The organism is Nocardioides dilutus, assembly GCF_054779555.1.
Map to the genome: position 1 here is coordinate 1,322,296 of NZ_BAAGYA010000001.1, position 24,854 is coordinate 1,347,149.

At 71.4% G+C, this 24,854-nt stretch carries 27 protein-coding genes; 10 read left to right on the plus strand and 17 right to left on the minus strand.

Annotation, left to right across the window (positions count from 1 at the left end; translation table 11 throughout):
• Positions 1 to 9: 9 nt before the first annotated feature.
• Complete coding sequence (locus tag ACYVC6_RS06410) at positions 10 to 909, plus strand: LLM class flavin-dependent oxidoreductase (RefSeq protein WP_460712122.1); 900 nt, start codon at positions 10 to 12, stop codon at positions 907 to 909.
• Between the two features lie 60 nt (positions 910 to 969).
• Here ACYVC6_RS06410 and ACYVC6_RS06415 read toward each other — a convergent pair whose 3' ends face one another.
• The 7 genes from ACYVC6_RS06415 to typA form a co-directional block, all read right to left on the minus strand.
• Entirely contained in the window at positions 970 to 1,986 is a 1,017-nt protein-coding gene (locus tag ACYVC6_RS06415; protein WP_460712125.1) for a TIGR03617 family F420-dependent LLM class oxidoreductase, read from the minus strand.
• 117 nt (positions 1,987 to 2,103) lie between these two features.
• The gene (locus tag ACYVC6_RS06420; protein WP_460712127.1) at positions 2,104 to 3,141 is read right to left on the minus strand and encodes a LacI family DNA-binding transcriptional regulator; all 1,038 of its coding nucleotides are present in this window, start codon (positions 3,139 to 3,141) and stop codon (positions 2,104 to 2,106) included.
• Between the two features lie 5 nt (positions 3,142 to 3,146).
• Entirely contained in the window at positions 3,147 to 4,601 is a 1,455-nt protein-coding gene (locus ACYVC6_RS06425) for a GH1 family beta-glucosidase (protein WP_460712128.1), read from the minus strand.
• Positions 4,598 to 5,416, minus strand: coding sequence for a carbohydrate ABC transporter permease (locus tag ACYVC6_RS06430; protein ID WP_460712129.1), 819 nt, complete (start codon positions 5,414 to 5,416; stop codon positions 4,598 to 4,600). The genes ACYVC6_RS06425 and ACYVC6_RS06430 overlap by 4 nt, the downstream gene beginning before the upstream one ends.
• A complete protein-coding gene (locus ACYVC6_RS06435) occupies positions 5,413 to 6,432 on the minus strand; it encodes a carbohydrate ABC transporter permease (protein WP_460712130.1) in 1,020 nt (339 codons plus the stop codon). The genes ACYVC6_RS06430 and ACYVC6_RS06435 overlap by 4 nt, the downstream gene beginning before the upstream one ends.
• Before the next feature lie 3 nt (positions 6,433 to 6,435).
• Positions 6,436 to 7,737 carry an ABC transporter substrate-binding protein gene (locus tag ACYVC6_RS06440; RefSeq protein ID WP_460712131.1) on the minus strand — a complete coding sequence of 434 codons (1,302 nt, stop codon included), beginning with the start codon at positions 7,735 to 7,737 and terminating at the stop codon, positions 6,436 to 6,438.
• A gap of 315 nt (positions 7,738 to 8,052) precedes the next feature.
• Positions 8,053 to 9,924, minus strand: a complete 1,872-nt coding sequence (gene typA / locus ACYVC6_RS06445; RefSeq protein ID WP_460712133.1) for a translational GTPase TypA — start codon at positions 9,922 to 9,924, stop codon at positions 8,053 to 8,055.
• 59 nt (positions 9,925 to 9,983) lie between these two features.
• On the opposite strand from typA, the gene ACYVC6_RS06450 reads away from it, so the two are divergent.
• Together ACYVC6_RS06450 and ACYVC6_RS06455 are read left to right on the plus strand one after the other, a co-directional pair.
• A complete protein-coding gene (locus tag ACYVC6_RS06450; protein WP_460712134.1) occupies positions 9,984 to 10,736 on the plus strand; it encodes a hypothetical protein in 753 nt (250 codons plus the stop codon).
• Positions 10,737 to 10,770: 34 nt separating this feature from the next.
• A complete protein-coding gene (locus ACYVC6_RS06455; protein ID WP_460712136.1) occupies positions 10,771 to 12,108 on the plus strand; it encodes a M4 family metallopeptidase in 1,338 nt (445 codons plus the stop codon).
• A gap of 53 nt (positions 12,109 to 12,161) precedes the next feature.
• Here the strand turns inward: ACYVC6_RS06455 and ACYVC6_RS06460 are convergent, their stop codons facing one another.
• Together ACYVC6_RS06460 and ACYVC6_RS06465 are read right to left on the minus strand one after the other, a co-directional pair.
• Complete coding sequence (locus tag ACYVC6_RS06460; protein ID WP_460712138.1) at positions 12,162 to 12,875, minus strand: aspartate/glutamate racemase family protein; 714 nt, start codon at positions 12,873 to 12,875, stop codon at positions 12,162 to 12,164.
• Positions 12,876 to 12,906: 31 nt separating this feature from the next.
• Entirely contained in the window at positions 12,907 to 13,692 is a 786-nt protein-coding gene (locus ACYVC6_RS06465) for an SDR family NAD(P)-dependent oxidoreductase (RefSeq protein ID WP_460712140.1), read from the minus strand.
• 94 nt (positions 13,693 to 13,786) lie between these two features.
• Between ACYVC6_RS06465 and ACYVC6_RS06470 the strand changes: the two genes are divergently transcribed.
• The 3 genes from ACYVC6_RS06470 (at position 13,787) to ACYVC6_RS06480 (ending at position 16,080) form a co-directional block, all read left to right on the plus strand.
• The gene (locus ACYVC6_RS06470) at positions 13,787 to 14,170 is read left to right on the plus strand and encodes a hypothetical protein (RefSeq protein WP_460712142.1); all 384 of its coding nucleotides are present in this window, start codon (positions 13,787 to 13,789) and stop codon (positions 14,168 to 14,170) included.
• A 90-nt stretch (positions 14,171 to 14,260) separates the two neighbouring features.
• Complete coding sequence (mshA, locus tag ACYVC6_RS06475; RefSeq protein WP_460712144.1) at positions 14,261 to 15,520, plus strand: D-inositol-3-phosphate glycosyltransferase; 1,260 nt, start codon at positions 14,261 to 14,263, stop codon at positions 15,518 to 15,520.
• Positions 15,517 to 16,080, plus strand: coding sequence for a type III secretion system chaperone family protein (locus ACYVC6_RS06480; RefSeq protein WP_460712146.1), 564 nt, complete (start codon positions 15,517 to 15,519; stop codon positions 16,078 to 16,080). The genes mshA and ACYVC6_RS06480 overlap by 4 nt, the downstream gene beginning before the upstream one ends.
• Here ACYVC6_RS06480 and ACYVC6_RS06485 read toward each other — a convergent pair.
• The 4 genes from ACYVC6_RS06485 to ACYVC6_RS06500 form a co-directional block, all read right to left on the minus strand.
• Positions 16,036 to 16,389 (minus strand): DUF1304 domain-containing protein, encoded by a 354-nt coding sequence (locus tag ACYVC6_RS06485; RefSeq protein WP_460712148.1) that lies wholly within the window; start codon positions 16,387 to 16,389, stop codon positions 16,036 to 16,038. The genes ACYVC6_RS06480 and ACYVC6_RS06485 overlap by 45 nt on opposite strands.
• A gap of 7 nt (positions 16,390 to 16,396) precedes the next feature.
• Complete coding sequence (locus ACYVC6_RS06490; protein WP_460712150.1) at positions 16,397 to 17,338, minus strand: DMT family transporter; 942 nt, start codon at positions 17,336 to 17,338, stop codon at positions 16,397 to 16,399.
• Positions 17,339 to 17,460: 122 nt separating this feature from the next.
• On the minus strand, positions 17,461 to 18,138 hold the full coding sequence (locus ACYVC6_RS06495) for a response regulator (RefSeq protein WP_460712152.1): 678 nt from the start codon (positions 18,136 to 18,138) through the stop codon (positions 17,461 to 17,463).
• The gene (locus ACYVC6_RS06500; RefSeq protein ID WP_460712154.1) at positions 18,135 to 19,343 is read right to left on the minus strand and encodes a sensor histidine kinase; all 1,209 of its coding nucleotides are present in this window, start codon (positions 19,341 to 19,343) and stop codon (positions 18,135 to 18,137) included. The genes ACYVC6_RS06495 and ACYVC6_RS06500 overlap by 4 nt, the downstream gene beginning before the upstream one ends.
• A 120-nt stretch (positions 19,344 to 19,463) precedes the next feature.
• Between ACYVC6_RS06500 and phoU the strand changes: the two genes are divergently transcribed.
• Complete coding sequence (gene phoU, locus ACYVC6_RS06505; protein WP_460712156.1) at positions 19,464 to 20,126, plus strand: phosphate signaling complex protein PhoU; 663 nt, start codon at positions 19,464 to 19,466, stop codon at positions 20,124 to 20,126.
• Between the two features lie 181 nt (positions 20,127 to 20,307).
• Here the strand turns inward: phoU and ACYVC6_RS06510 are convergent, their stop codons facing one another.
• The 3 genes from ACYVC6_RS06510 to ACYVC6_RS06520 are packed head-to-tail and all read right to left on the minus strand — an operon-like array spanning position 20,308 to position 22,434.
• Entirely contained in the window at positions 20,308 to 21,051 is a 744-nt protein-coding gene (locus ACYVC6_RS06510; RefSeq protein ID WP_460712157.1) for a phosphoglyceromutase, read from the minus strand.
• Positions 21,052 to 21,579, minus strand: coding sequence for a copper chaperone PCu(A)C (locus ACYVC6_RS06515; RefSeq protein ID WP_460712158.1), 528 nt, complete (start codon positions 21,577 to 21,579; stop codon positions 21,052 to 21,054).
• Positions 21,580 to 21,597: 18 nt separating this feature from the next.
• Positions 21,598 to 22,434, minus strand: coding sequence for a UbiA family prenyltransferase (locus ACYVC6_RS06520; RefSeq protein ID WP_460712160.1), 837 nt, complete (start codon positions 22,432 to 22,434; stop codon positions 21,598 to 21,600).
• Positions 22,435 to 22,659: 225 nt separating this feature from the next.
• On the opposite strand from ACYVC6_RS06520, the gene ACYVC6_RS06525 reads away from it, so the two are divergent.
• A complete protein-coding gene (locus ACYVC6_RS06525; RefSeq protein WP_460712162.1) occupies positions 22,660 to 23,145 on the plus strand; it encodes a CarD family transcriptional regulator in 486 nt (161 codons plus the stop codon).
• 113 nt (positions 23,146 to 23,258) lie between these two features.
• Positions 23,259 to 23,732, plus strand: a complete 474-nt coding sequence (locus ACYVC6_RS06530; RefSeq protein WP_460712163.1) for a 2-C-methyl-D-erythritol 4-phosphate cytidylyltransferase — start codon at positions 23,259 to 23,261, stop codon at positions 23,730 to 23,732.
• Here the strand turns inward: ACYVC6_RS06530 and ACYVC6_RS06535 are convergent.
• Positions 23,719 to 24,396: an IspD/TarI family cytidylyltransferase gene (locus ACYVC6_RS06535; protein ID WP_460712165.1), complete on the minus strand. Its 678-nt coding sequence runs from the start codon at positions 24,394 to 24,396 to the stop codon at positions 23,719 to 23,721. The two genes, ACYVC6_RS06530 and ACYVC6_RS06535, sit on opposite strands and share 14 nt — an antisense overlap.
• 94 nt (positions 24,397 to 24,490) lie before the next feature.
• Between ACYVC6_RS06535 and nirD the strand changes: the two genes are divergently transcribed.
• The gene (gene nirD, locus ACYVC6_RS06540; protein WP_460712167.1) at positions 24,491 to 24,853 is read left to right on the plus strand and encodes a nitrite reductase small subunit NirD; all 363 of its coding nucleotides are present in this window, start codon (positions 24,491 to 24,493) and stop codon (positions 24,851 to 24,853) included.
• Position 24,854 lies beyond the last annotated feature (1 nt).

The following is a 24,854-nucleotide window of genomic DNA, read 5'->3' on the forward strand; positions in this document are numbered from 1 at the left end:
TCTTCGCCCGTGGACCTGGGCATGACGCTGCCGGTGATGGAGCCGGACCTGTGGCAGGCGGACTCGACGCTGGAGCGCTGGGCCAGGGCCGTGGACGACGGGCCGTTCGCCTCGCTGTGCTTCGGCGAGCGGATGGCCTTCGACAACCCGGAGACGCTGGTGCTGCTCGGCGCCTGCGCCGCGTGGACCTCCCGGGTGCGGCTGGTGACCACCGTGATCGTCCCGCAGCTGCACGACCCCGTCCTGCTGGCGAAGTCGCTGGCGACCGCGGACCGCCTGTCGGGAGGCCGCCTCACCGTCGGCCTCGGCGTCGGCGGCCGGGAGGAGGACTACCGCGCCGTCTCGGCCGACCCGGTCTCCCAGACCATGGCGGAGATGGCCTCGCGGGTGGCCGTGATGAAGCGGGTCTGGGCGGGCCAGAAGGTCACCGAGGCCATGCGCCCGGTCGGCCCGGCGCCACTGCAGCCGGGCGGACCCCCGCTGCTGGTCGGGACCATGGGGCCGAAGACGATCCGCTCGGCCGCCCACTGGGCCGACGGCCTGGCCGGTGTGACCCTCGACCTCGACGTGGCCGCGGTCGCCGCGCTGTTCGACCTGGCCCGGGCCGCCTGGTCGGAGGCCGGCCGGGCGGCCCCGCGGCTGACCACGTCGTTCTGGTTCGCCCTCGACGACGGCTCCGGCGCCGCCCGCGACCAGGTGCACCGGCACCTGCGGCACTACATGAACTGGATCCCGGCCGAGTTCGTCGACGCGATGGCTCCCACGACCGGTTTCGCCGGCACCGAGGCCGAGCTCCGCGACGTACTCCGCCGTCTCGAGGACATCGGGTGCGACGAGGTGCACCTGATCCCCACGTCGTCGGACGTCGGCCAGGTGGAGCGGGTGGCCGGCCTGGCCGCGGAGCTGTAACCCGGTGTCCAGACCTCTACCACGGTGTCCGGCCACCGTGGGAGTGGTCCGGACACCGGGTTACAAGCGGCGGCCCGCCAGCCCGGCCCCCAACGCCGACACCTGGTCCAGCGGGACGTCGTAGCCCGGGAAGTAGCAGCAGACCCGGTCGGTCAAGTCACCGAACCGCCGCAAGAGCTCGGCGGCGCACTCCTCGGGCGTGCCGCGGACCGCGAGCGTCTCGACCATCTCGGGCGTGACCAGGTCGATCATCGCCGCCACATCGCCGGTCTTCGACAGGGCGTTGAGCTGCGGCTGCAGGTCGCCCCAGCCCTCGATGTCGAGCACCGGGCGGTACGCCGGGGTGGAGCCGTAGAACGCCAGCAGCCCGCGCACTCCGAGGGTCGCCGCGTCCAGCTCGGCCGCACTGCGCCCCATGGCCAGGATCGCCTGGGGATAGATCGAGAAGTCCGAGGACGAGCGGCCGGCCCGGGCGAGCCCCTCGGCGACGGCCGGCAGGGTCCGCGACCTGACGTGCCGGTGGCTGTGGAAGGGCATGACGAGCAGGCCGTCGGCGACCTCGGCCGCGGTCCGGGTCATCACCGGGCCGAGCGCGCCCAGCAGCACGGGTGGCGCGCCGAACGGGTTGGGGCCGGGCACGAACGTCGGCGGCATCAGCGTGTGCTTGGTGAACTCGCCGCGGAAGTCGAGCCGGGTGCCGTCCTGCCAGGAGCCCAGGATCGCCTTGACCGCCAGCACGATCTCCCGCATCCGGGCGGCGGGCGGCGACCACGTGGCGCCGTAGCGGTTCTCGATGTGCGGCCGGACCTGGGAGCCCAGCCCGAGCCGGAACCGGCCGCCGGACATCAGCTGCAGGTCCCAGGCCGCGTGCGCGAGGTGCATCGGCGAGCGCGGCATCGCGATCGCGACGTTGGTCATCAGGTCGGCCTCGACGACACCGGCGGCCGCCGCGAGCGGCAGGAACACGTCGTGCGGCCCCTCGAAGGTGAACAGCCCGGCCGCCCCGGCGTCCACGAGCTCCCGCGCGCGTGTCGCGGCCTGGTCGGGCCGGCCGTCGAGCTGGACGTCGAGGAGCACGCGCGCATTGTGGCGGACCGGCAAGGCGCGAGTTTCATCGGCCGGCCGATGAAACTCACGCCCGGACGATGAACCTTCGTCGTCCAGGCGCCAGTTTCATCGGCCGGCCGATGAAACTCAGGCGCTGGCACGCCGCGCCAGCGACGGCGGGAAGATCACCCGCATCGGGTGGCCGCCCCGCCCGCCGTCGATCTGCTCGAGCAGGAGCCGGGTGGCCTGCTCGGCCATGTCGACGGTCGGCTGGCGGACCGTGGTGAGCGGCGGGTCGGTCATCTCGGCGAGCCCCAGGTCGTCGTAACCGACGACCGCGACGTCGTCGGGCACCCGGCGTCCCTGGGCGGCGAGGACCCGCAGGGCGCCCACCGCCATCAGGTCGGAGGCGACCGCGATGCCGTCGAGGTCGGGCGCCTGCTCCAGCAGCGCGACGGCCGCGGCCTCGCCGCCGCGCTCGGTGAAGTCGCCGTGCACGACCGCGTCGGCCGAGAAGCCGGCGTCGGCCATCGCGGCCCGGAACCCGGTCAGCCGGTCCTGGGCGGCGGTCATGTCCGCCGGGCCGGCGATCGCGCCGATCCGCCGGCACCCGCGGTCGAGCAGCACCTGCGTGGCCAGCCTGGACCCCGCCTCGTTGTCCGTGTCGACGTAGGAGACCCGGTCGGCGCTGGTCCAGGGGCGCCCCACGAACGCGCAGGGCAGGTCGAGCGCCGCGAGGTGGTCGGCGAGGCTGTCGGCCTCGTGGTGGGAGACGACCACGGCGCCGTCGACGTGGCGGTTGCGCAGGTAGCGCAGCATCCGCTGCTCCTCGGGCCCGGGCCGGGCCATGAGCAGCACCAGCTGCAGGTCGCGCTCGGTGAGGACCCGGGACACCCCGCGCAGGGTCCGGGCGAAGAAGGGGTCCGAGAACACCCGCTCGTCGGGCTCGGGCACCACCAGCGCCACGGAGTCGGTACGCCGGGTGACCAGGCTGCGGGCCGCTGGGTTGGGGGTGTAGCCGAGGGCCCGCACCGCCTCGTCGACCGCGTTCTGCGCCTGCGCGCTGACCCGGTTGCCGCCGTTGATCGCGCGGGACGCGGTGGCTCGCGAGACGCCGGCCAGCCGGGCGACCTCCTCGAGTGTCGGCGACCCGCCGGGGCTCGGACTGTCGCGCGGGTCCGGCACGCGCGTCACGGTACTGCTCCCAGCGCGTTGCGGCCGATGACGCCGGCGTACCACCGGGCGCTCTCCTTCGGCGTCCGCTGGAGCGACTCGTAGTCGACGTAGACGATGCCGAAACGCTTCGCGTAGCCGTAGGCCCACTCGAAGTTGTCCAGCAGCGACCAGTAGAAGTAGCCCCGCACGTCGACGCCCCGTTCGATCGCGGCGTGTACGGCGCGCAGGTGGTCGGCGACGAAGGCGATCCGCTCCGAGTCGTGGACCCGCCCGTCCGCGTCGGGCACGTCGACGTAGGCCGCGCCGTTCTCGGTGAGGTACATCGGCGGGACGTCGTAGTCCTCCGCGAGCCGGGCGAGCAGCCGGGTGAGGCCCTCCGGCTGGACCTCCCAGCCCATGTCGGTGACCGGCAGCCCGCGGCTGGGGAACGTGACGTCGTCACAGCCCACGAACGGCATCCGGGTCGGCCGGGCCGGGTGCGCCCCGTCGACCCCGGTGACCGCGGCGTGCGGCCTGCCGGAGACGGACTCGCCGTTGTAGTAGTTGACGCCCAGGGCGTCCAGCGGGGTGCTGATCAGCTCGAGGTCGCCGTCGCGAACCACCGTGGGCCACGGCTCGCCCTGCCACAGCAGGTCGCCGGTGTCGGCGAGCACGTCGGCCGGGTAGGCACCGCGGAACACCGGGTCCAGGAAGAACCGGTTGTGCAGGCCGTCGATCCGCCGGGCGGCATCCCGGTCGGCCGGGTCGTCGGGGTCGTGCGGGTCGGCCACCGTGAAGTTGAGGGTGATGCCCAGGTCGTTGTCGGCGCCGCGGCGGCGCAGCTCGTCCACGACCAGGCCGTGCCCGAGCATCAGGTGGTGGGCGGCGACAAGACCGGCGACGCCCTCCTGCCGCCCCGGCGCGTGCTCGCCGCCGGTGTAGCCGAGGAACGCCGAGCACCACGGCTCGTTGAGCGTCGTCCACACCGGCACGCGGTCGCCGATCGCGTCGTGCACCGTCGCGGCGTATTCAGCGAACCGGTAGGCGGTGTCCCGGTTGGTCCAGCCGCCGGCGTCCTCGAGTGCCTGCGGCAGGTCCCAGTGGTAGAGCGTGAGCCAGGGGCGGATGCCGGCGTCGTTGAGCTCGTCGACCAGGCGGCGGTAGAAGTCGAGCCCGCGCTGGTCGACGGCGCCGCCGTCGGGCCGCACCCGGGGCCAGGCCACCGAGAAGCGATAGGACGCCAGCCCGAGCTCGCGCATCAGCGCGACGTCCTCGGGCATCCGGTGGTAGTGGTCGCAGGCGACGTCGCCCGTGTCGCCGTCGACCACCGCGCCGGGGATCCGGGAGAACGTGTCCCAGATTGACGGGGTGCGGCCGTCCTCGGCCACGGCGCCCTCGATCTGGTAGGCCGCGGTGGCCGCTCCCCACAGGAACCCCGTCGGGAAGGCGAGCTCGGCTGTGGCCTGCGGCCGGGTGTTGAGGTCGGTCATCCCTTGATGGCTCCTTGCATGATGCCGGCGACCAGCTGGCGGCCGGTGAGGATGAAGAGCACCAGCAGCGGGATGGTGGCCAGGGTGGTGCCGGCCAGCACCAGGCTGTAGTCCTTGAAGAACCCGCTCTGGAGCTGGTTGAGCGCCACCTGGATGGTGGGGTTGTCGGGGGGCAGGGCGATGAGCGGCCAGAAGAAGTCGGTCCAGGTCGCCATGAACGTGAAGAGCCACAGGATCGCAGCGGCCGGGCGGGCCGCGGGCGCGACGACGTGCCAGACGATCCTGATCTGCGAGCAGCCGTCGATCCGGGCGGCCTCGATGAGCTCGTCGGGCACGGCGTCGACGAGGTACTGGCGCATGAAGAACACGCCGAACGCCGTCACCAGCGACGGGACGATCACCGACCAGGTCGTCCCGGTCCAGCCGAGCTTGGACATCAGGATGAACAGCGGGACGACCCCGAGCTGCGTCGGCACCGCCATCGTGGCCACGACGAAGGCCAACAGGCCGTTGCTGCCGCGGAAGCGCAGCTTGGCGAACGCGTAGCCGGCCAGCGTCCCGAACACCACGGTCGAGGTGGCGGCGACCGACGAGACGAAGATGCTGTTGCCGACCGCCTTCCAGAACGGGATGGTGTCGACGGCGCGCTTGGCGTTGTCGAGGAAGTGGCCGCCGGGCAGCAGCGGTGGGACACCTTGAGCGGCGATCTCGGCGGTGTGCGAGCCGAGCAGGAACGACCAGTAGAACGGGGCCGCCGAGCCCAGGAGGAAGGCGGCGAGCAGGCCGTAGACGACGAAACCGGGACGGCGGGTCATCGATGGCCTCCGAGGCTGCCGATGCGGCGGCTGAGCATGAGGTTGACCAGCGCCAGCACCAGGATGAGGCCGAACAGCATCCAGGCGGTCGCCGAGGCGCGGCCCAGGTCGCGCAGCTGCCAGCCGAAGTCGTAGATCAGCATGGTGATGGTGCCGAACTGCCGGTCCGCCCCGCCGTTGCGGGCGTTGGTCTCGTCGAAGAGCCGCGGCTCGGCGAAGATCTGCAGCCCGCCGATGGTCGAGGTGATGACCACGAAGATCATCGTGGGCCGGATCATCGGCAGCGTGACGGACAGGAACTGACGGACCTTGCCGGCGCCGTCGAGCGCCGCCGACTCATACAGGTCGCGGGGGACGGCCTGCATGGCCGCCAGGAAGATCAGGGCGTTGAAGCCGGTCCAGCGCCAGTTGACCATCGTGGCGATGGCGACGTGGCTGGCGAGCCGGTCGGTGTGCCAGGCGATCCCATCGATGCCGAGGGCGTTGAGGCCCTCGTTGATGACGCCGTACTTGTCGCCGAACAGGCTGCCGAAGATGATCGCGACCGCGACCGGCGAGACGACGAACGGCAGCAGGATGCCCATCCGCCACCAGGTCCGGCCGCGCAGCTGGGTGTCGAGCAGCGCGGCCAGGACCACGGCAATGACGATCTGGGGACCCGAGGACAGCACGAAGATGCTGAGGGTGTTGACGGTCTGCTTGAGGAAGTAGGGGTTGTCCCAGACCTCGCGGTAGTTCTGCAGGCCGACGAACTCGCCCTTCCCGCCCAGCAGGCTCCAGTCGTGCAGGGAGACGTAGGCCGTGTAGACGAGTGGGAAGAGGCCCACGACCGCGAACACGAGGAAGAACGGCGAGACGTAGAGGTACGGCGACCACCTGGCGTCCCAGTGTGAGAGACGCTGCCGCCAGGTCAGCCGGGTTGCGCCGCTCCCGGGGGAGTCCGGCGCCCGGAGCGGGAGGGAGGAGGCGTCCCTCCCGCTCCGGGTGTCTGCATCGTCGGGCTTGGGCTGGGACAAGTCTCAGCCCAGGGCCTCGACGTCGACGAGGAACTGCTCCCACGACTCGTCAGCGTCCTGAGAGCCGTCGTCGATCCGGAGGATCGCGGCCTGGAACGCCTGGAGGATGTCGGAGTACTTCGGACCCTTGTGGGGCTGCACCGTGACCGCCTCGGCGCGGTTGGCCAGGATCTCGCCGACCGGGGCGTCGTTGAAGAACGGCTCCACGGCGTCGGTGATCTCCGGGCTGGAGAGCGCCTCGACCTGGCTCGGGAAGGTGCCCTTGGCCTTGAACGCCTTGATCTGCTGCTCCGGAGCGGTCAGCCAGGCGGCCACCTCCTTGGCCTCCTCGATGTGGTCACCCTGCGCGGGGACGGTCAGGTAGGAGCCACCCCAGTTGCCGCCACCGCCGGGGAACACGTCGGCGATGTCCCAGCCCTCGACGCCCTCGGCGTTGCCCTCGATGACGCCGAGCATCCATCCGGGGCAGGCCATGGTCGCGAAGCCGTTGTTCTGGAACGAGGCGGTCCAGTCGTCACCCCACTGCGAGTTGCGCGACGACAGCGTCTCCACGTTGCTCGTCACCGCGTCCCACACCGCCTTCAGCTCGGGGTTGTCGACCTCGATCGCGTCGTCGTCGGTCTCGAAGGGGTTCTCGACCTGGTTGAGCATCGCCTGAGCGAGGCCACCGGACGAGTCGTACCACGCCGTGTCGGGCACGGCGGCCACGAACTTCTCACCGGTGGCGAAGTAGTCGTCCCAGGTGCCCATCAGCGCGGCGACCTCTTCGCGGTCGGTCGGCAGACCGGCCTGCTCGAACAGGTCGGCGCGGTAGCAGATGCCCTCGGGGCCGATGTCGGTGGCGTAGCCGATCAGCTGGCCCTCGGAGTTGGTGCCACGCTCGACCACGAAGTCGAGCCAACGCCCGTCGAGGGCGGGGTCGGTCAGGTCCTCGAACGCGTCGCTCTCGGCAAGGACGGCCGCGATGGCGTCACCCTCGATCGCCTCGATGTCGGAGAGGCCGGAGCCCGCGGCGAGCTTGGTGTAGAGGTTGGCCTTCGCGTCGTCCCAGGTGCCGACCTTGACCTGCTTGATCTGGATGTCGTCGTGGGTGGAGTTCCACTCCTCGATGATGTCCTCGTAGCCGAACTCGTTGAACGTGGCCACGGTGATCGTGGTCTTGCCACCCTCGCCGCCCTCGTCGTCACTGCCGCACGCGGTGGTGACTCCGAGGACCAGCGCGGCCAGCGCGCCGAGGGTCAGGCCGGTCCGGATGCGGGACCGGGGACGGGGCCGGGCGACCGGCCTGAAGGTTGGGTGCGACACGGTGAACTCCTGCCGGTTGGGCGGTGAGAGCCGTGAGAGCGCTCTCACTCAGTGACGGGCGTCACCATGGCACGCGTCACAGACCTCGTCAAGAGTCACGCGTGGAAAGGCCTGGGCCGACGTACGCCATACGTGGGAGCGCTTCCATGGATGAGATGAAATCGTTACCAAGATGCCGTCGGCCGATGGGGCTACTTGTTGGCCTTGCGCGCCTGGCTGGCCGTCGGCGCTCCTTCGTCGCGCGACCGCTCGCCTCGCAGAAAGCCGACAAGTGACCCCGGACCGTCGCCATGCACGCCGGCGTGCCTCAGGGGGTCACTTGTCGGCTTTACGCGCTCGGCTCGCGGTCTTCGCGCGCGCGTTGGCGTCGAGCACGACCTTGCGGATCCGCACCGACTCGGGCGTCACCTCGACGCACTCGTCCTCGCGGCAGAACTCCAGGCACTGTTCGAGCGAGAGCTTGCGCGGCGGGATGAGCTTCTCGAAGTTGTCGGCCGTGGAGGAGCGGATGTTGGTCTGCTGCTTCTCCTTGGTGATGTTGACGTCCATGTCGTCGGCGCGGGAGTTCTCGCCGACGATCATCCCCTCGTAGACCTCGGTCGTCGGCTCCACGAACATCACGCCGCGCTCCTGCAGCGAGGTCATGGCGTACGCCGTCGCGGCCCCCTTGCGGTCGGCGACCAGCGACCCGGAGTTGCGCGAGCGGATCTCCCCGGCCCACGGCTCGTAGCCGTCGGAGATGTGGTGGGCGATGCCGGTGCCGCGGGTGTCGGTCAGGAACTCGGTCCGGAAGCCGATCAGGCCGCGCGCCGGCACCTTGAACTCCATCCGCACCCAGCCGGTGCCGTGGTTGGTCATCGACTCCATCCGGCCCTTGCGGGACGCGAGCAGCTCGGTGATGGTGCCGAGGTATTCCTCCGGGGCGTCGATGGTCAGCCGCTCCATCGGCTCGTGCACCTTTCCGTCGATCTCGCGGGTGACGACCTGCGGCTTGCCGACGGTCAGCTCGTAGCCCTCGCGCCGCATCTGCTCGACCAGGATCGCCAGCGCCAGCTCGCCGCGGCCCTGCACCTCCCAGGCGTCGGGGCGGTCGGTCGGCAGGATCTTCAGCGACACGTTGCCGACCAGCTCGGCGTCGAGCCGGTCCTTGACGAGCCGGGCGGTGACCTTGTGGCCCTTGACCTGGCCGACCAGCGGCGAGGTGTTGGTGCCGATGGTCATCGAGATGGCCGGCTCGTCCACGTGGATGAGGGGCAGCGCGACCGGGTTCTCCGGGTCGGCGAGCGTCTCGCCGATGGTGATGTCGGGGATGCCCGCGACCGCGCAGATGTCGCCCGCGCGGGCCACGTCACCCGGCTTGCGCTCCAGGCCCTCGGTGACCAGCAGCTCGGTGATCTTGACGGTCTTGACGTCGCCGTCGCGGCGGATCCACGCGACGTTCTGGCCCTTGCGCAGCTCACCGGCGTGGATGCGCAGCAGGGCCAGCCGGCCCAGGAACGGCGAGGCGTCCAGGTTGGTGACGTGGGCCTGGAGGGGGGCGCCCTGCACGTAGGTCGGCGCCGGGATCGTGTCCAGGATCGTCTTGAACAGCGGGGTGAGGTCCGAGCCGTCGGGCAGGCCGCCGTCGGCGGGCTGGGTCAGCGAGGCGATGCCGGCCTTGGCGCTGGCATAGACGACCGGGAAGTCCAGGGCGTCCTGGCCGTGGCTCTCGTCCAGTAGGTCAAGGAACAGCTCGTAGGTCTCGTCGACCACCTCGCTGATCCGGGCGTCGTGACGGTCGACCTTGTTGACCACGAGCACGACCGGCATGTCGGCGTTGAGGGCCTTGCGCAGCACGAACCGGGTCTGGGGGAGCGGGCCCTCGCTGGCGTCGACGAGCAGCACGATGCCGTCGACCATCGACAGGCCGCGCTCGACCTCGCCGCCGAAGTCGGCGTGCCCGGGGGTGTCGATGATGTTGATCGTCAGGTCGCCGTACTTCACCGCCGTGTTCTTGGCGAGGATGGTGATGCCCTTCTCGCGCTCGAGGTCGCCGGAGTCCATGACCCGGTCGACGACGGTCTCGGCCTGGTGGACGGTGAAGGCACCGGCCTGGCGCAGCATGGCGTCGACCAGAGTGGTCTTGCCGTGGTCGACGTGGGCGACGATCGCGACGTTGCGCAGCGGGGCGTGGAGGAGCTCAGGCACAAGGGTCGACTCTACGGTTCTGGGCGCTTCGCACCCGCATCGCCGATACCGTGAGAAGGGTGTCCACCGACCCCGCGGACCGCGAGCTGGCCGACTTCTGGACGTCCTATGTCGAGTCGCCGTGGCGCGGGCCGCGCTACCTGCTGCGCCACCCCCTGCGCCTCTGGGGAGCCGTTCGGGCGACCCTGCGTCTCCCGGTCGTCGAGGCGCGGCCCTCCGACATCCCGGGGGGCCGGGCGATCCGTGCGACGCTCGACGCCCGCGGACCGTTGCGGGTGCCGGCGCGGCTGCTGGGTTCGGCGATGCTCGCGGTCCCCGACGACCCGCGGGACCACGTCACCGGCCGCCGTGCCCAGACCCTGCGCCGCAAGATCCGGGCCGCCGAGCGGGCCGGGGTGACCTGCCGCTCCGTGACCGACGCAGACGAGCGGCTGCGGCTGCTCGCGCTCGCCAACCGGGCTGAGCAGAACCACCCCGATGACACCCACCGGGTCGCGACGCCGGACAACGACGACCTGCTCGATCACGACCTGTGGCTGGTGGCCGTGGATGGTGACGGGGAGCCGCTCCTGCTCTCGGTCACCCCCGTCGACGGGGAGCTGGCCACGCTGCGCTACTTCCGCACGCTGGGCCGCAGCACGGTCCACAGCGACAGCCGCTACCTGATGACGCACGCACTCGTGGCGGAGCTGTCGCGCCGCGGAGTGCGCTGGCTGATCGACACGGAGCCGCCCGGCGCGCAGAAGAACGGCCTGCGGCACTTCCAGCGGATGGTGGGATTCCGCTACGGCCGGGTCCGGCTGGCGACCTAGTCGGTTGTCCGGGCCGGTCCCTAGTCTCGGGGCCATGATCTCGGGGTCTACCTGCTTCCTGCCGCCCTACCTCCTGCGCGAGCTGGCTCTTCGGCTGCCCCAGCGGGCCGCGGAGCTCGAGCGGATGATCGCGCTCGACGAGGAGGTCAGGCTCCGGCGACAGGCGCCCGGACACACCGTTGCCCTGGTGAGGGGCCCGGCGTGGGCAGTCCACGACGCGGCGTCCGGCTCCTCGCTGCCGGGCCGGTTGGTGCGGTCGGCCGGCGATCCGGAGACCGGCGACATCGCGGTCGACGAGGCGGCCTACGGCCTGACCGGCGCACTGGCGATGCTGGACGAGGTCTACGGGCGCGCCTCCTACGACGGCGCCGGCGCGACCGTGGTGGCGACCGTCCACTACCGCCGCGACTACGTCAACGCGTTCTGGGACGGCACCCAGCTGGTCTTCGGCGACGGCGACGGCGAGGTGTTCGACAGGTTCACCAAGCCGGTCGACGTGGTCGGGCACGAGCTCGCGCACGCCTTGACCGAGCACACTGCCGGCCTCGCCTACCAGGGCCAGCCCGGCGCGCTCAACGAGTCCGTGTCAGACGTCTTCGCGGCCTGTCTCGAACAACGGCTGCGCGGGCAGTCGGCCGCCGAGGCCGACTGGCTGATCGGGTCGGACCTGTTCCTGCCCGGCGTGCAGGCGCGGGGGCTGCGGGACATGGCCGCCCCGGGGACGGCCTACGACGATCCGGTGCTCGGCCGCGACCCGCAGCCGGCCCACCTCGACGACTACGTCGAGACCCGCGAGGACAACGGCGGCGTCCACCTCAACTCCGGCATCCCCAACCGCGCCTTCCACCTCGCCGCGACCGGGATCGGCGGCTCGTCGGCCGAGGGCGCCGGCCTGATCTGGTACGCCGCCCTCACCGGCGGTCAGGTCGGTGCCCGCACCGACTTCGCCGGCTTCGCCGCGGCGACCGTCGCCGCCGCGGGGGAGCACGCCGACGTCGTACGCGAGGCATGGGAGACGGTCGGGGTCACTCCCGCCGCGACCTCGTCCACGCCGCCCGGGCCTCCGCCATCCTCCCCGACGGCCGGCCGCCGGGTCGTGGTCAGCCGGTCCGGCGGGTTCCTGGGCCGGACCGTGGCCGGCGAGCTCGACCTCGACCGGGACGGCGTTCGCGAGGTCGAGGTCGCGTCCCTGGTCGAGCGCGTCGACCTGTCCGAGGTGGCCGGCGGACTGCCCAAGCCGGACACGTATGTCTACGACTTCGACCTCTGCGGCGACCGGGCCACCGTCCCCGAGCAGCACCTCACCGCTGACCTGCGCCGGATCGCCGATCTGGTCCTGGACGGTGACCCGGCGGCCGACCCGTCGCGATAGTCCCCGACCTTCGGGACGCCGGCGCGGCGTGTCGCCGTGCCGAACGTCTGGGACTATCCCGCAGCCTGCCCGCCCAGAGCCCGGTCCAGCGCCGCCTCCACGTGCAGCGTCGTGCAGGGGAAGACGGGGATGTCGCAGTCGGCCTGGTGGATGAGCAGCTCGAGCTCGGTGCAGCCCAGGAGGACGCCCTCGGCGCCGGCGTCCCAGAGCTCGTCGATGATCTCGACGACGCGGTGCCGGGTGCGGTCGAGGACATGGCCGTGCACGAGCTCGTCGTAGATCGCGGAGTTGAGGTAGTCATGGTGGGCCGGGTCGGGGACCAGCACCTCCAGGTCGTGGGTCTCCATGCGGTCGGTGAAAAAGCCGTCGGACATGGCCACGGAGGTGCCGATGAACCCGACCTTCGTGACCCCCGCCGCCCGGCACGCGTCGGCGACGACGTCGGCGAGGTGCAGCAGCGGAATGCCGACGGCGGCCTGCACCTGGTCGGCGACCTTGTGGAACGTCGTCGTGCACAGCAGCAGGAAGTCCGCGCCCGCGCGCTCGACGCCGCGTCCGGCCTCGGCGAGCAGCGCCCCGATCTGGTCCCACTTCTCGGCGTCCTCGAGCTCGGTCAGCCGAGCGAAGTCGACGGTGCTGAGCACCAGCTTGGGGGACGAGAGACCGCCCAGCCGGCGCTGGACGCCGAGGTTGAGGTCGCGGTAGTAGGCCGCGCTGCTCTCCCAGCTCATCCCGCCGACGAGGCCGATGGTCTGCATCTCACCCATGAGGCTCACTCTTCCACGAGATCGTTCGTCGTCACTCGTCGAACACCCGGTGCACCAAGTGCTGTGCGGCCTGCGCCCGCGGCCGGATCACCACCTCGTCGACGTTGACGTGCGGTGGCCGGGTCACCATCCAGGCGATGGCATCGGCGACGTCGTCGGCGACCAGCGGCTCGGCGACCCCCGCGTAGACCGCGGCCGCCTTCTCCGCATCGCCCTTCAGCCGGACCAGCGCGAACTCCTCGGTCCGCACCATGCCGGGGGCGACCTCGCAGACCCGGACCGGCTGGTCCCACAGCTCGAGGCGGAGCGTCTCGGTGACGACCTTGGTGCCGTGCTTGGCGGCGGTATAGCCCCCACCGCCCTCGTAGGCGACCCGGCCGGCGGTCGAGCCGACGTTGACGATCGTGCCCGCGCCCGACGCCCGGCCCGAGGCGATCAGGGCCGGCAGCAGCGCCCGGGTCACCTGCATCAGGCCGATCACGTTGACGTCGTACATCGCCCGCCAGTCCTCGGTGTCGGCCTCGGCCACCGGCGCGGCACCGAACGCGCCACCGGCGTTGTTGACCAGTACGCCGAGGTGCTCGCCGACCGCGGCGGCGAGCCCGGCCACGGAGTCGGCCGAGGTCACGTCACAGACCACGGCCGTGCCGCTGATCTCGGCCGCCAGTGCCTCGATGCGGTCGGCGCGCCTGGCCGCGCAGAAGACGTGGAAGCCCTCCGCGGCCAGCCGCCGGGCGGTGGCGGCGCCGATGCCGCTGCTCGCGCCGGTGACGACCGCGGAACGGGAGTGCTCGGCCTGCTGGGGTGGGGTGGTCACGCAGACCATTCTGGTGAGGCACCCGGGACATCGGAGGCCGGGCCTGCCACACTGTCCGCCGGACTGCACATGACCTTCGGGGGGAGGTGCCCACATGTCCCACCGGACACTCGTCCGCATCGCGGGTGTGCTCGGCGGCCTCTGCTGGCTCGGCCAGGCCGCCGTCAACGACTACGAGGCCGCCTCGGCCGCGGCCAACGCGCTCTACTGGGGTGGCGCGGCACTCATCCTGGTGGCTCTCGTGGGCCTGGGTGCGTCCCTCGTGTCAGGGGCGACCTGGCTGCGCCTGATCGTCGGGCTGTGCGTCCCGCTCCTGGTCTGGTCGATCATCGAGGTCCTCCGCGCCGAGGCTTCCGACGACATCGTCGACGGTGGGCTCGGGCTCGCGCTCGCACTGATCTGCGCGGCGGCCCTGCTCGGCGGCGACGGCAGCTCGGCCGACGAGGCGGCTCCCAGGGGTGGCACCCACTCGAAGTAGAACCTCGAAGTAGAACACCCCTCCTCACTCGGGAATCGGGGGACGGACTGCAGTGTTGTGTGTCTCGGACTACCCCGGACGGAGGCATACATGGGCGAGCCCTTGCGGCGGCTGGCCATGATCAGCCTGCACACCTCCCCGCTGGACCAGCCGGGCACGGGCGACGCGGGCGGCATGAACGTCTACGTCATCGAGCTGGCCAAGCGTCTGGTGCAGCGTGGCCTCGAGGTCGACGTGTTCACCCGCGCCACGAGCTCGGCGCTGGAGCCTGCGGTCCGACCGATGGACGGGGTCACCGTCCGGCACATCCACGCCGGACCCTTCGAAGGACTGACCAAGGAGGAACTGCCGGCCCAGCTGTGCGTGTTCGCGCGCGAGGTGCTGCGCGCCGAGGCCGCCCAGCCCCTCGGTCACTACGACGCGGTCCACTCGCACTACTGGCTGTCCGGCCAGGTCGGCGCGCTGGCCAGGGACCGGTGGGGCGTGCCGCTGGTCCACAGCATGCACACGATGGCCAAGGTCAAGAACGACGCGCTCGCCGACGGTGACATCCCCGAGCCGCTCGCTCGCCTGATCGGTGAGGAGCAGGTCGTCGAGGCCGCCGACATGCTCATCGCCAACACCGACATCGAGGCCAAGCAGCTCATCGAGCTCTACGACGCCGACCCCGGCCGGGTCGAGGTGGTCCATCCGGGGGTCGACCTCGAGGTGTTCCGCCCGGTTGCGGCCGCCGAGGCGCGGGCCGGCCTGGGCATCCCCGCCGAGGCCGACGTACTCCTCTTCGCGGGCCGGATCCAGCCGCTCAAGGCCCCGGACGTGCTGCTGCACGCGGTGGCCGAGATGCTGCAGCGGGAGCCGGGGCGGCGCGGCTCGCTGATCGTCCCGGTCGTCGGCGGGCCCTCGGGTTCGGGGCTGGAGAAGCCGCAGGCGCTGGCCGACCTCGCCGCCGACCTCGGCATCGCCGACGTGGTCCGCTTCGTTCCGCCGGTCTCGCAGGACGAGCTCGCGCGGTGGTTCGCCGCGGCGACGGCCGTGGCCGTCCCCTCCTACAACGAGTCCTTCGGCCTGGTCGCCGCCGAGGCGCAGGCGACCGGCACCCCGGTCGTGGCGGCCGCCGTGGGCGGTCTGACCACGGTGGTCCGCGACGGACACAGCGGTCTCCTGGTCGAGGGCCACGACTCGCACGACTGGGCGGAGGCACTCACCCGCATCCTCGACGACCACGACCTGCGGCTACGCCTGGAGGCCGGCGCACTCGCGCAGGCGCGGCTGTTCTCCTGGGACGCGACGGCGGACCGCACCTACGAGGTCTACGAGCGGGCGGCGGCCGCGCTCCGCGAGCCGGCATGACCCACAACCGGACGACGGACGCCCGCCAGGTGGTCCGCGACTACCTCACCGAGCACGAGATCGACTTCGACGAGACCGGCGAGGGGTTGTTCAGCTTCTCGCTGCCCGGCGAGAAGAAGCTGCAGACGGCGGTGCGTCTCGACGTCGGCGGGCACGCGTTGGGTGTGCATGCATTCGTGTGCCGCAAGCCGGACGAGAACCACGAGCGCGTCTACGAGTGGCTGCTGCAGCGCAACCTGCGCCTCTACGCCGTCTCCTTCGCCATCGACGCCGTCGGCGACATCTACCTCGACGCGCGACTGCCCCTCTCGGTCCTCGACCCGGACGACCCGGCCGAGCTCGACCGCCTGCTCGGCGCCGTCCTGTCGGCCGCCGACGAGTCCTTCAACACGATCCTCGAGCTCGGCTTCGCCTCGTCGATCCGCAAGGAGTGGCAGTGGCGCCGTGACCGCGGCGAGCCGACCCACAACCTCGAGGCGTTCCGCGGCTGGCTCGAAGCCGAGGAGGAGTCCGAGTCAGCTGCCGGCGAGGACCAGGACGAACGCGACGACGGCCGGTAGCGCCTGCACCACCAGGATCCGGCGGCTGACCGTCGCAGCCCCGTAGATCCCGGCCACGACCACGCAGGCGAGGAAGAACAGCTTGACGTCGGTCGCGTCGGCGACCAGCCCCCACACGAGTCCCGCGACCAGGAAGCCGTTGTAGAGCCCCTGGTTGGCGGCCAGCGCCTTGCTCTGCTCGGCGAACGCCGGGTCCAGCCCGAACACCTGGCGCCCCGTCGGCGTGGTCCACAGGAACATCTCGAGGACCAGGAAGCCCAGATGGAGGGCGGCGACCAGGCCGACCAGAACGTCCGCGACAGCACTCACGCCGCGATCATGCTGGAGTGACGGTCTCCTCCGCCAGCGTTCGGGGCTTGCGGCGAGCCACGGCCACGCCGACGAGTGCCAGCGCACCGCCGACATAAGCCATCGTCGGCGGGACCTCGTCGAGGAACAGCCAGCCCATGACGATCGTGATCGGCGGCACGAGGTAGGTCGTCACGCCGAGACTGCTCGCGGTCATGGTGCGCAGCGCGTAGGCGAACGTGGTGAAGGCGATGGCGGTCGGGAAGACGCCGAGGTAGACGACCCACCACAGGTCGGCGGCCGACGCGTCGCGGGCGTCGCCGACGAGCTGGCCCGCGAACGGGAGGCAGACCACGGCGCCGATGGTGCAGGCGATCCAGGTGACGTGGATCGCCGGGATGGTGGCGACCAGGGGCTTCTGGAGCACCAGGCTGACCGAGTAGACCACCGCAGCGACCAGGCACAGCACCACGCCCAGCACGCTGCGGTCGCCGCTGGAGTCCGACGCGGTGGCGATCAGCGCGACGCCACCGAACGCCAGGGCGAGACCGAGCGCGAGGTAGGTGGTGAACCGCTCGTGGAGGAACGTCGCCGCGAGCAGGGCGACCAGCACCGGCGAGACCTGGATGAGCATCACCGCCGTGCCGGCATCGACGTGCTGCTCGCCGGCGTTGAGCGCGACGTTGTAGATGCCGAACCACAGCACCCCGATCGTGACGAGCGCGACCCACTGGCGGCCGGTGGGCCGGGGCACGCCGCGGCTGAGCGCGACCACACCGAGGCAGAGCGAGCCGACCAGCAGCCGGCCGAGGGACAGCGAGCCGGCGGAGAACGCGTCGGCGAGGTGGCGGATCGCCACGAACGCCGACGCCCACAGCACCAGCGTCACACCCACGGCGGCGGGCGGCAGCCACACCGGCGGGGCGGGCCGGGCCGCCTCGGAAGGACGGATCTCGGGGGCGGCGGTCACGGACCCAGCCTAGGAACGACCGCCGACATCCACGAGCGGTTATCGGTCGTCGTACGACGGTTTCGAGACATCCTCGCTGATCGGCGTCCTCGCAAGCTCGGACGCCGCGCTCGGAGATGCCGTCACAGGTCGAGCTTGTAGCCCAGGCCGCGCACGGTGACGAGGTACTTCGGGTCGGCCGGGTCGGGCTCGAGCTTGGAGCGCAGCCGCTTGACGTGGACGTCCAGGGTCTTGGTGTCGCCGACGTAGTCGGAACCCCACACCCGGTCGATCAGCTGGCCGCGGGTCAGGACCCGGCCCGGGTTGCGCAGGAACATCTCGAGCAGCTCGAACTCCTTGAGCGGCAACCGCTGCTCCTGGCCGTCGACGGTGACGACGTGCCGCTCGACGTCCATCCGGACCGGGCCGGCCTCGAGGGTCGTCGGCGCCAGGTCCGGTTCGATGCCGCGGCGCAGCACCGCCCGGATGCGAGCGACCAGCTCGCGCGGGGAGTAGGGCTTGGTGACGTAGTCGTCGGCACCGAGCTCGAGCCCGACGACCTTGTCGACCTCGTCGTCCTTGGCGCTGACCATGATCACCGGGACGCTGGAGGTCTGCCGGATGGTGCGGCACACCTCGGTGCCGGGGATGCCGGGGAGCATCAGGTCGAGGAGCACGATGTCGGCCCCGTTGCGGTCGAACTCGGCCAGCGCCGCGTTGCCGTCGGCGGCGACCGCGACCTCGAACCCTTCCTTGCGGAGCATGTAGGCGAGGGCCTCGCTGTAGCTGACCTCGTCCTCGACGACGAGCACTCGGGTCACGAGCGCACTCCTTCTTGTTCGGCTTGCACGGGTTTCACTGGTCCCTGCTCGGTGGTCTCGTCGGCGTCGTGCAGGGCGGTGTCCTCGTCGGGCACGTGCTGGGGCAGCGTGAGCGTGAACGTCGACCCCTGCCCCTCCACTGACCAGACCCGCACCTCGCCGCCGTGGGTCGCGGCGACGTGCTTGACGATCGAGAGTCCCAGGCCCGTGCCGCCGGTGGAGCGGTGCCGCGCCGGGTCGATCCGGTAGAAGCGCTCGAAGATCCGGTCGATCTCACCGTGCGGGATGCCGATGCCCTGGTCGACCACCGAGACCTCGACGTTGCCGTCGACGGCCTTGGTGGAGACCAGCACCGTCGAGTCCTCCGGCGAGTAGGACACCGCGTTGGAGACCAGGTTGGCCACCGCGGCGGTGACCTGCTTCTCGTTGCCGAGCACCTCCAGCCCCGGAGTCCCGGACGTGACGACCTCGATGCGCTTCGAGCTGGCGTCGATGGCGCTGGAGTCGACCGCGAACCCGAGCACGTCGTCGAGGAACACCCGGGTGGGGGTCTCGAGCGGGTCGGCGGCCTGGAGCCGGGACAGCTCGATGATCTGCTGGACCAGCCGGCCGAGCCGGTCGGTCTCGGTGAGCATCCGCTCCGCGAACCGCTTGACCGCCTCGGGGTCCTCGGAGGCCTCGGCCACCGCCTCGGACAGCAGCCGGATGGCGCCGACGGGGGTCTTGAGCTCATGGCTCACGTTGGCGACGAAGTCGCGGCGTACCTCCTCGATGCGTCGCTCCCGCGTACGGTCCTCGACCAGCGCCAGCACCAGCCGGCTGCCCAGCGGCGCGACCCGGGCGGTGACGTGGCGCGCCGGCTCGCCCGCGCGGCCGATCACGAGCTCGACCTCACGGATCTGGCCGTCCCGGCGCACCTGCGCGACCACCTCGCTCAGCTCCGGGTTGACCACCTGCGACCCGCGGACCAGGCCGAAGGCGTAGGCCGGTGCGGACGCCTTCACGACCAGGTCGGCGTCGTCGACGACGACCGAGCTGCTGCGCAGGACCGAGAGGACCGCAGCGACCTCCGGGGGGACCACGGGTGGCGGGACGACCAGCGCGGCAGACTGCTGCCGGTCGCTGATGTGCCAGGCGAGCACCGCGCCACCGGCGACGACGGCGCCGATGACCGCGGCGAGGAACGCCTGGAACGTCGGATCCACGTCTTCAGGGTATTGCCTGGTGAGACGGGTCTTGACCGACGGCGACGCGGCTTCGAAACGTTCACCGCCCGTTCACGTCGTCACCCCGACTGGTCATGTCGTGCGCCTAGGCTCACGGGTATGCGTGAGGCCTTCCATGAGCAGCTCGACTCGATCTTCGTCGACCTGGCCGCGATCTGCGCCAGGGTCCAGGACGCCGTACACCTGGCGACCGAGGCGCTGTTGACCGGTGACAGCGAGACCGCCGAACGGGTGATCAGCGCCGACGTCGAGATCGACCTGGCCCGGGAGCGGATCGAGGACCAGGCGTTCACCCTGCTCTCCCTGCAGCAGCCGGTCGCCGGTGACCTGCGCACCGTCGTGGCCGCCTTGCGGATGGTCACCGAGCTGGAGCGCATGGGCGACCTCTCCGTCCACGTCGCCAAGATCGCCCGCCTGCGCGTGCCCAACGTCGCCGTGCCCGTGGAGGTGCAGCCGACCGTGGCGAAGATGGCCCAGGTGGCCGAGCACATGGTCCAGCAGCTCAGCGCGATCATCACCGACCGCGACGTGGCCGCCGCCATCGAGCTCGGCCGCGACGACGAGGTCATGGACGGCCTGCGGCGTACGTCGTTCACCGAGCTGCTGTCCGACGACTGGAGCTATGGGGTCGAGGCGGCCGTCGACGTGGCCCTGCTCGGCCGCTACTACGAGCGGATCGCCGACCACGCGGTCTCGGTGGCCAACCGGGTGGTGTTCGTCGTGACGGGCGAGAACCCGGGAGCTGTTTCTCTACCCTCGTGAGCTTCGGCCCCGGGGCCACGACGACGCTCGCTGGTTCTCTACCCTCGTGAGCTTCGGCCCCGGGCCCACGACGACGCTCGCTCCGCTCGCGGGCTTCGCCGTCGTCGTGGCCGCCGGAGCCGATCACGAGGCGCGCTCCCTCCGGTCGCAACGCTCGCTTCGCTCGCACGTGGGCTGACGATTACCTGCCTTGGGCAGCCACCTGCGCGGCTGCGGCAGCCGCGGCCTCGGGGTCGAGGTAACGGCCGCCGGGGACGGTCGGCTGGAGGTCGTCGTCGAGCTCGTAGAGCAGCGGCATGCCGGTCGGGATGTTGAGGCCGGCGATGTCGTCGTCGCTGATGCCGTCGAGGTGCTTGACGAGGGCGCGCAGCGAGTTGCCGTGCGCAGCCACGAGCACGGTGGCACCGCTGCGCAGGTCGGGGACGATGCCGGACTCCCAGTAGGGAAGGAACCGCTCGATGACGTCCTTGAGGCACTCGGTCCGGGGCATCTCGGCGCCCAGCGAGGCGTACTGCGGTAGTCCCGCCTGGGAGAACTCGGAGTCGTCGTCGATCGGCGGGGGCGGTGTGTCGAACGAGCGGCGCCAGAGCATGAACTGCTCCTCGCCGTACTGCTCGAGGGTCTGCTTCTTGTTCTTGCCCTGGAGTGCGCCGTAGTGGCGCTCGTTGAGCCGCCAGTCGCGGCGGACCGGGATCCAGTGGCGGTCGGCGACGTCCAGCGCGATGTGCGCCGTGGTGATCGCGCGGCGCAGCAGCGAGGTGTGCACGAGGTCTGGCAGCAGCCCGGCCTCGGCGAGCAGGCGGCCGCCGTGCTCGGCCTCGGCCTCGCCCTTCTCGCTGAGCGGGACGTCGACCCAGCCGGTGAACAGGTTCTTGGCGTTCCAGTCGCTCTCGCCGTGGCGGAGCAGGACCAGGGTGAGTGTCATCTAGTGCCCCTCGCCACCGGCCGGAGGCGCCTCGAACTCGCAGTCGTAGGGGATGAACTCCGAGTCCTCGGTCAGGTCCAGGCCCTCGTAGTGGTCGCAGGCGGTCACGACGGGGACGTTGAGCCCGATCGTGTTGCCGTCGGCGTAGGTCAGCGTCAGCGGAAGCATCTGGCCGGCGTCGAAGTCGCCGGCCACCAGGATCCCGCCCTCCTCCGCGAGGTTGACCGCGTCGCCCGGGGCCACCTCCACGGGCTCGAAGTCGTCCACCTCGAGCTCGGCCCCGGCCACGCCGTTGAGCGAGATGTCGGTCTCTGAGTTGTTGACCAGGGTGAGGACGAGAGTGCCCTCGTTGGGCTGCGCCGCGACGACGACGGCGGCCAGCACGTCCACACCGCCGTCGGAGGCGTTGGTCCCGTCGCCCGGGGTGTAGGGCTGGTCGGTCGCCAGGTCGAAGCCGCAGGAGGTGAGACCACCGAGGGACAAGACAAGGGCCCCGGTCATGAGCGCCAAGGGGCGTCGCAGCTGCATGCGCACACCCTAATGGGGCTACTGCGCGAGGCCGACCGAGGTAGCCGCGAACGCGAGCCCCACCGCGACGCCGACGGTGTAGACCGAGGAGACCCAGAGGAGCCGCGAGGCCCCGAGCCGCAGCCCCAGCTTGAGGGGGAGGTAGGTCCAGCCGTCGGCGTTGTCCGGCACGAGACCCCACAGGGCGCGGAGGAAGTGGACGCCGATCCCGAGCGCCGCAGCCAGGACGGTGACCAGGATCTCCGGCGGCGCACCGTTGTCCTGCCCGCCCCAGCCGCCGTAGGAGAGGAACGCCGGCATCAAGCCGAACGACGCCGCCCACGGCACCCACGAGAAGAAGCCCTTGCGGATCCAGATCCAGGTGCCCAGCACGGCGACGCCGAGCGAGATCAGGTAGGCCCCACCGGCGTAGACGCCGTTGGCGACCGACAGGGGTACGACGACGAACACCCCGACCGCCAGCACGAACCAGACCGTGCCCGGGTCGAGCCGCCCGTCGGCGACCGGCTTGCCGGTGGCCTGGTGCCGGGCGTCGCGGTGCCGGTCGACCAGGTCGTTGAACCACCCCAGGCAGGCCTGGCCGACGAGCACGGTGCCCATGACCAGCAGGAACTCCCGGGTGGGACGGCCCGCCAGGGCGGCCGCGACACCCATCGCCAGCGCGGTGACGATCGCCTGTCGTGGGTGGGCGGCCTGGACGAGCAGCAGAGGAGTGAGGTTGCGCAGCGAGAAGGGCCGAGGCTCCTCCACGGGCTCCGGCTCCTCCACCGGCTCCGGCTCCTCCACAGGCTCCGCGACGGCGTCCCCGGGGTCTGCCACGTCCTCCCGCCGGCGCCGCCGGCCGATCCCGACCATGTCCGGCAGTATCGACCACGCGTCCGGCCCGCGAGGCCCGACGGGCCCTTTCACCTGCGACTTCGTGGTTCTCGACGCCCCCGCGAAGGGTGGTGCGACGTGGGCTGCACCACACCGAGCCGAGATCTGTCAAGTGCGGATTGTGGCTCTGACCTGCGGAAACACCGAATCTGTCGAGGGATCTGCGTGGTAACATTGAGTACCGAACAAAGGGGAACGCAGCATATGACTTTCACCGTCGGCGAGACCGTCGTCTACCCGAACCACGGCGCCGCGATCATCGAGGACATCGAGACGCGGACCATCAAGGGGGAGGACCGGGAATACCTCGTTCTCCGGATCGTCGCTCAGCAGGACCTGGTCGTGCGCGTCCCCGCGTGCAACCTGGACCTCGTCGGCGTCCGCGACGTGGTGGACAAGGAGGGCCTCGACCGGGTCTTCGACGTCCTGCGTGCCGCGCACGTCGAGGAGCCCACCAACTGGTCGCGCCGCTACAAGGCCAACCTCGAGAAGCTCCACAGCGGAGACGTCATGAAGGTCGCCGAGGTCGTCCGCGACCTGTGGCGCCGCGAGCGTGACCGTGGCCTGTCGGCGGGCGAGAAGCGGATGCTGGCCAAGGCGCGCCAGATCCTGGTCTCCGAGCTGGCCCTGGCCGAGCACACCAACGAGGACAAGGCGGAGGCCATCCTCGACGAGGTGCTCGCCTCCTGACCGGACGCACCCACGACGACCGAGACCCCCGGGACCACGATCCCGGGGGTCTCGACATTTCCGCGTTCGGCCTGGTCCTCGACCAGGACCGCGGCTCGCTGCCCTTCGCTCTGGTGCACGGGGAGCCGCTGGTGGCGTGCGCCGCCTGGGCACTCGGCGAAGCCGGCGTGACGCTCGTCGACGCCGGCACACCCTGGTCGTCCCTGGTCGCCTCGGGAGAGCCGGTCGTCCTCCACGACCCGCTGTGCCCCCTCACCCCGCCCGAGTTCATCGCAACCTGCGTCGCGGCCTGCTCGGACGCCGTCGTGGTCGCCGTCCGCCCGGTCACCGACACGGTGAAGGTGGTCGCCGACGGCTACGCCGGCAGCACGATCGATCGCGACGGGCTGGTCCAGGTGGTGTCACCGGTGGTCCTCCCGCCCGACCTCGTGGCGGCGCTGCCTGGCCTGCCCAGCACCCACCTCCCCGAGCTCGTGGCCCGGCTCGCCGAACTTCACCCGGTGGTGACGATCGAGGCCCCGCCCGCCGCCCGCCGGGTGACCGGTCCGGACGACCTCCCGCTGCTGGAGGCGCTCACCGCTCACTGAGCCGTGCCGCGACCCCGACATCGTCGGGGAACGTGATCTTGAGGTTCGTGGCACCGCTGGACACCGCCGCGACGCGGCCCGACGCGTATCGCTCGAACGTCGCCGCCGTGTCGGTGCCCTCGAAGCCGTCGGCCTGCGCCGCCCGGTAGGCCGCGAGCAGTGGCCCGGCCCGGAACGCCTGGGGGGTCTGGACGCCGACCAGGTCGCCCCCGACGGCGGTGAGGTCCGACCGGACCAGTCCGTGGAGTGGCGCCACGGGGAGCGCGCCGCCGTGCTGGCGGGCCGACTCGAGGACGGCCCGGAACAGTGCAGCCGAGGCCAGGGGCCGGGCGCCGTCGTGGATCACGACGGCGTCCAGGTCGCCGTTGTCGATCTCGGCCGCCAGGACCTGCAGCGCCTGCCACTCCGAGCCGTGCCGGCTCGCACCGCCGGTCACGAGCAGCGCCTCCCGCGCACCGAGCAGGGGAGCGACGGCGTCCCGGACGGCTGACTCGTCGCCGGCGCGCACGACCAGCACGATCCGGCGTACGTCGTCGAGCGCCAGTGCCGTGCGCACCGACCAGGCCAAGACCGGAACATCCCCAAGCGGGAGGAGCACCTTGTTGGTGTGCGCACCCACCCGGCTCCCGGAACCGGCGGCGAGGATCACGACGGCGGCGGGCACGGCCCGACGGTAGCCCGAGGCCGGGGCGTGCGGGTTCACATGCTCGTTACACAGCAGCGCCGAGCCGAAACCTGCCTTGCCTACGGTCGGCTCCGTGACACCGTCTCGGACCGACGCTCTCGAGGAGTGGCAGCCGGTGTGTCAGGTGGCCGAGCTCGAGGTGGCGCGGGGGGTCGCGGCGCTGGTCCACGGTCAGGCCGTGGCGATCTTCCGGTACGACGAGGACACCGTCTACGCGCTGGCCAACCACGACCCGTTCTCCCGTCAGTCCCTGCTGGCCCGGGGCATCGTCGGCTCCCGGGAGGGTGTGCCGTTCGTGGCCTCGCCGCTGCACAAGCACGCGTTCGACCTGCGGACCGGCCAGTGCCTGGAGGACCCGCACGTGTCCGTGGCGGCCTACGACGTCAAGGTGGTCGACGGCGTGGTGATGGTCGGACACCGCAAGACCGCGGCCTGAG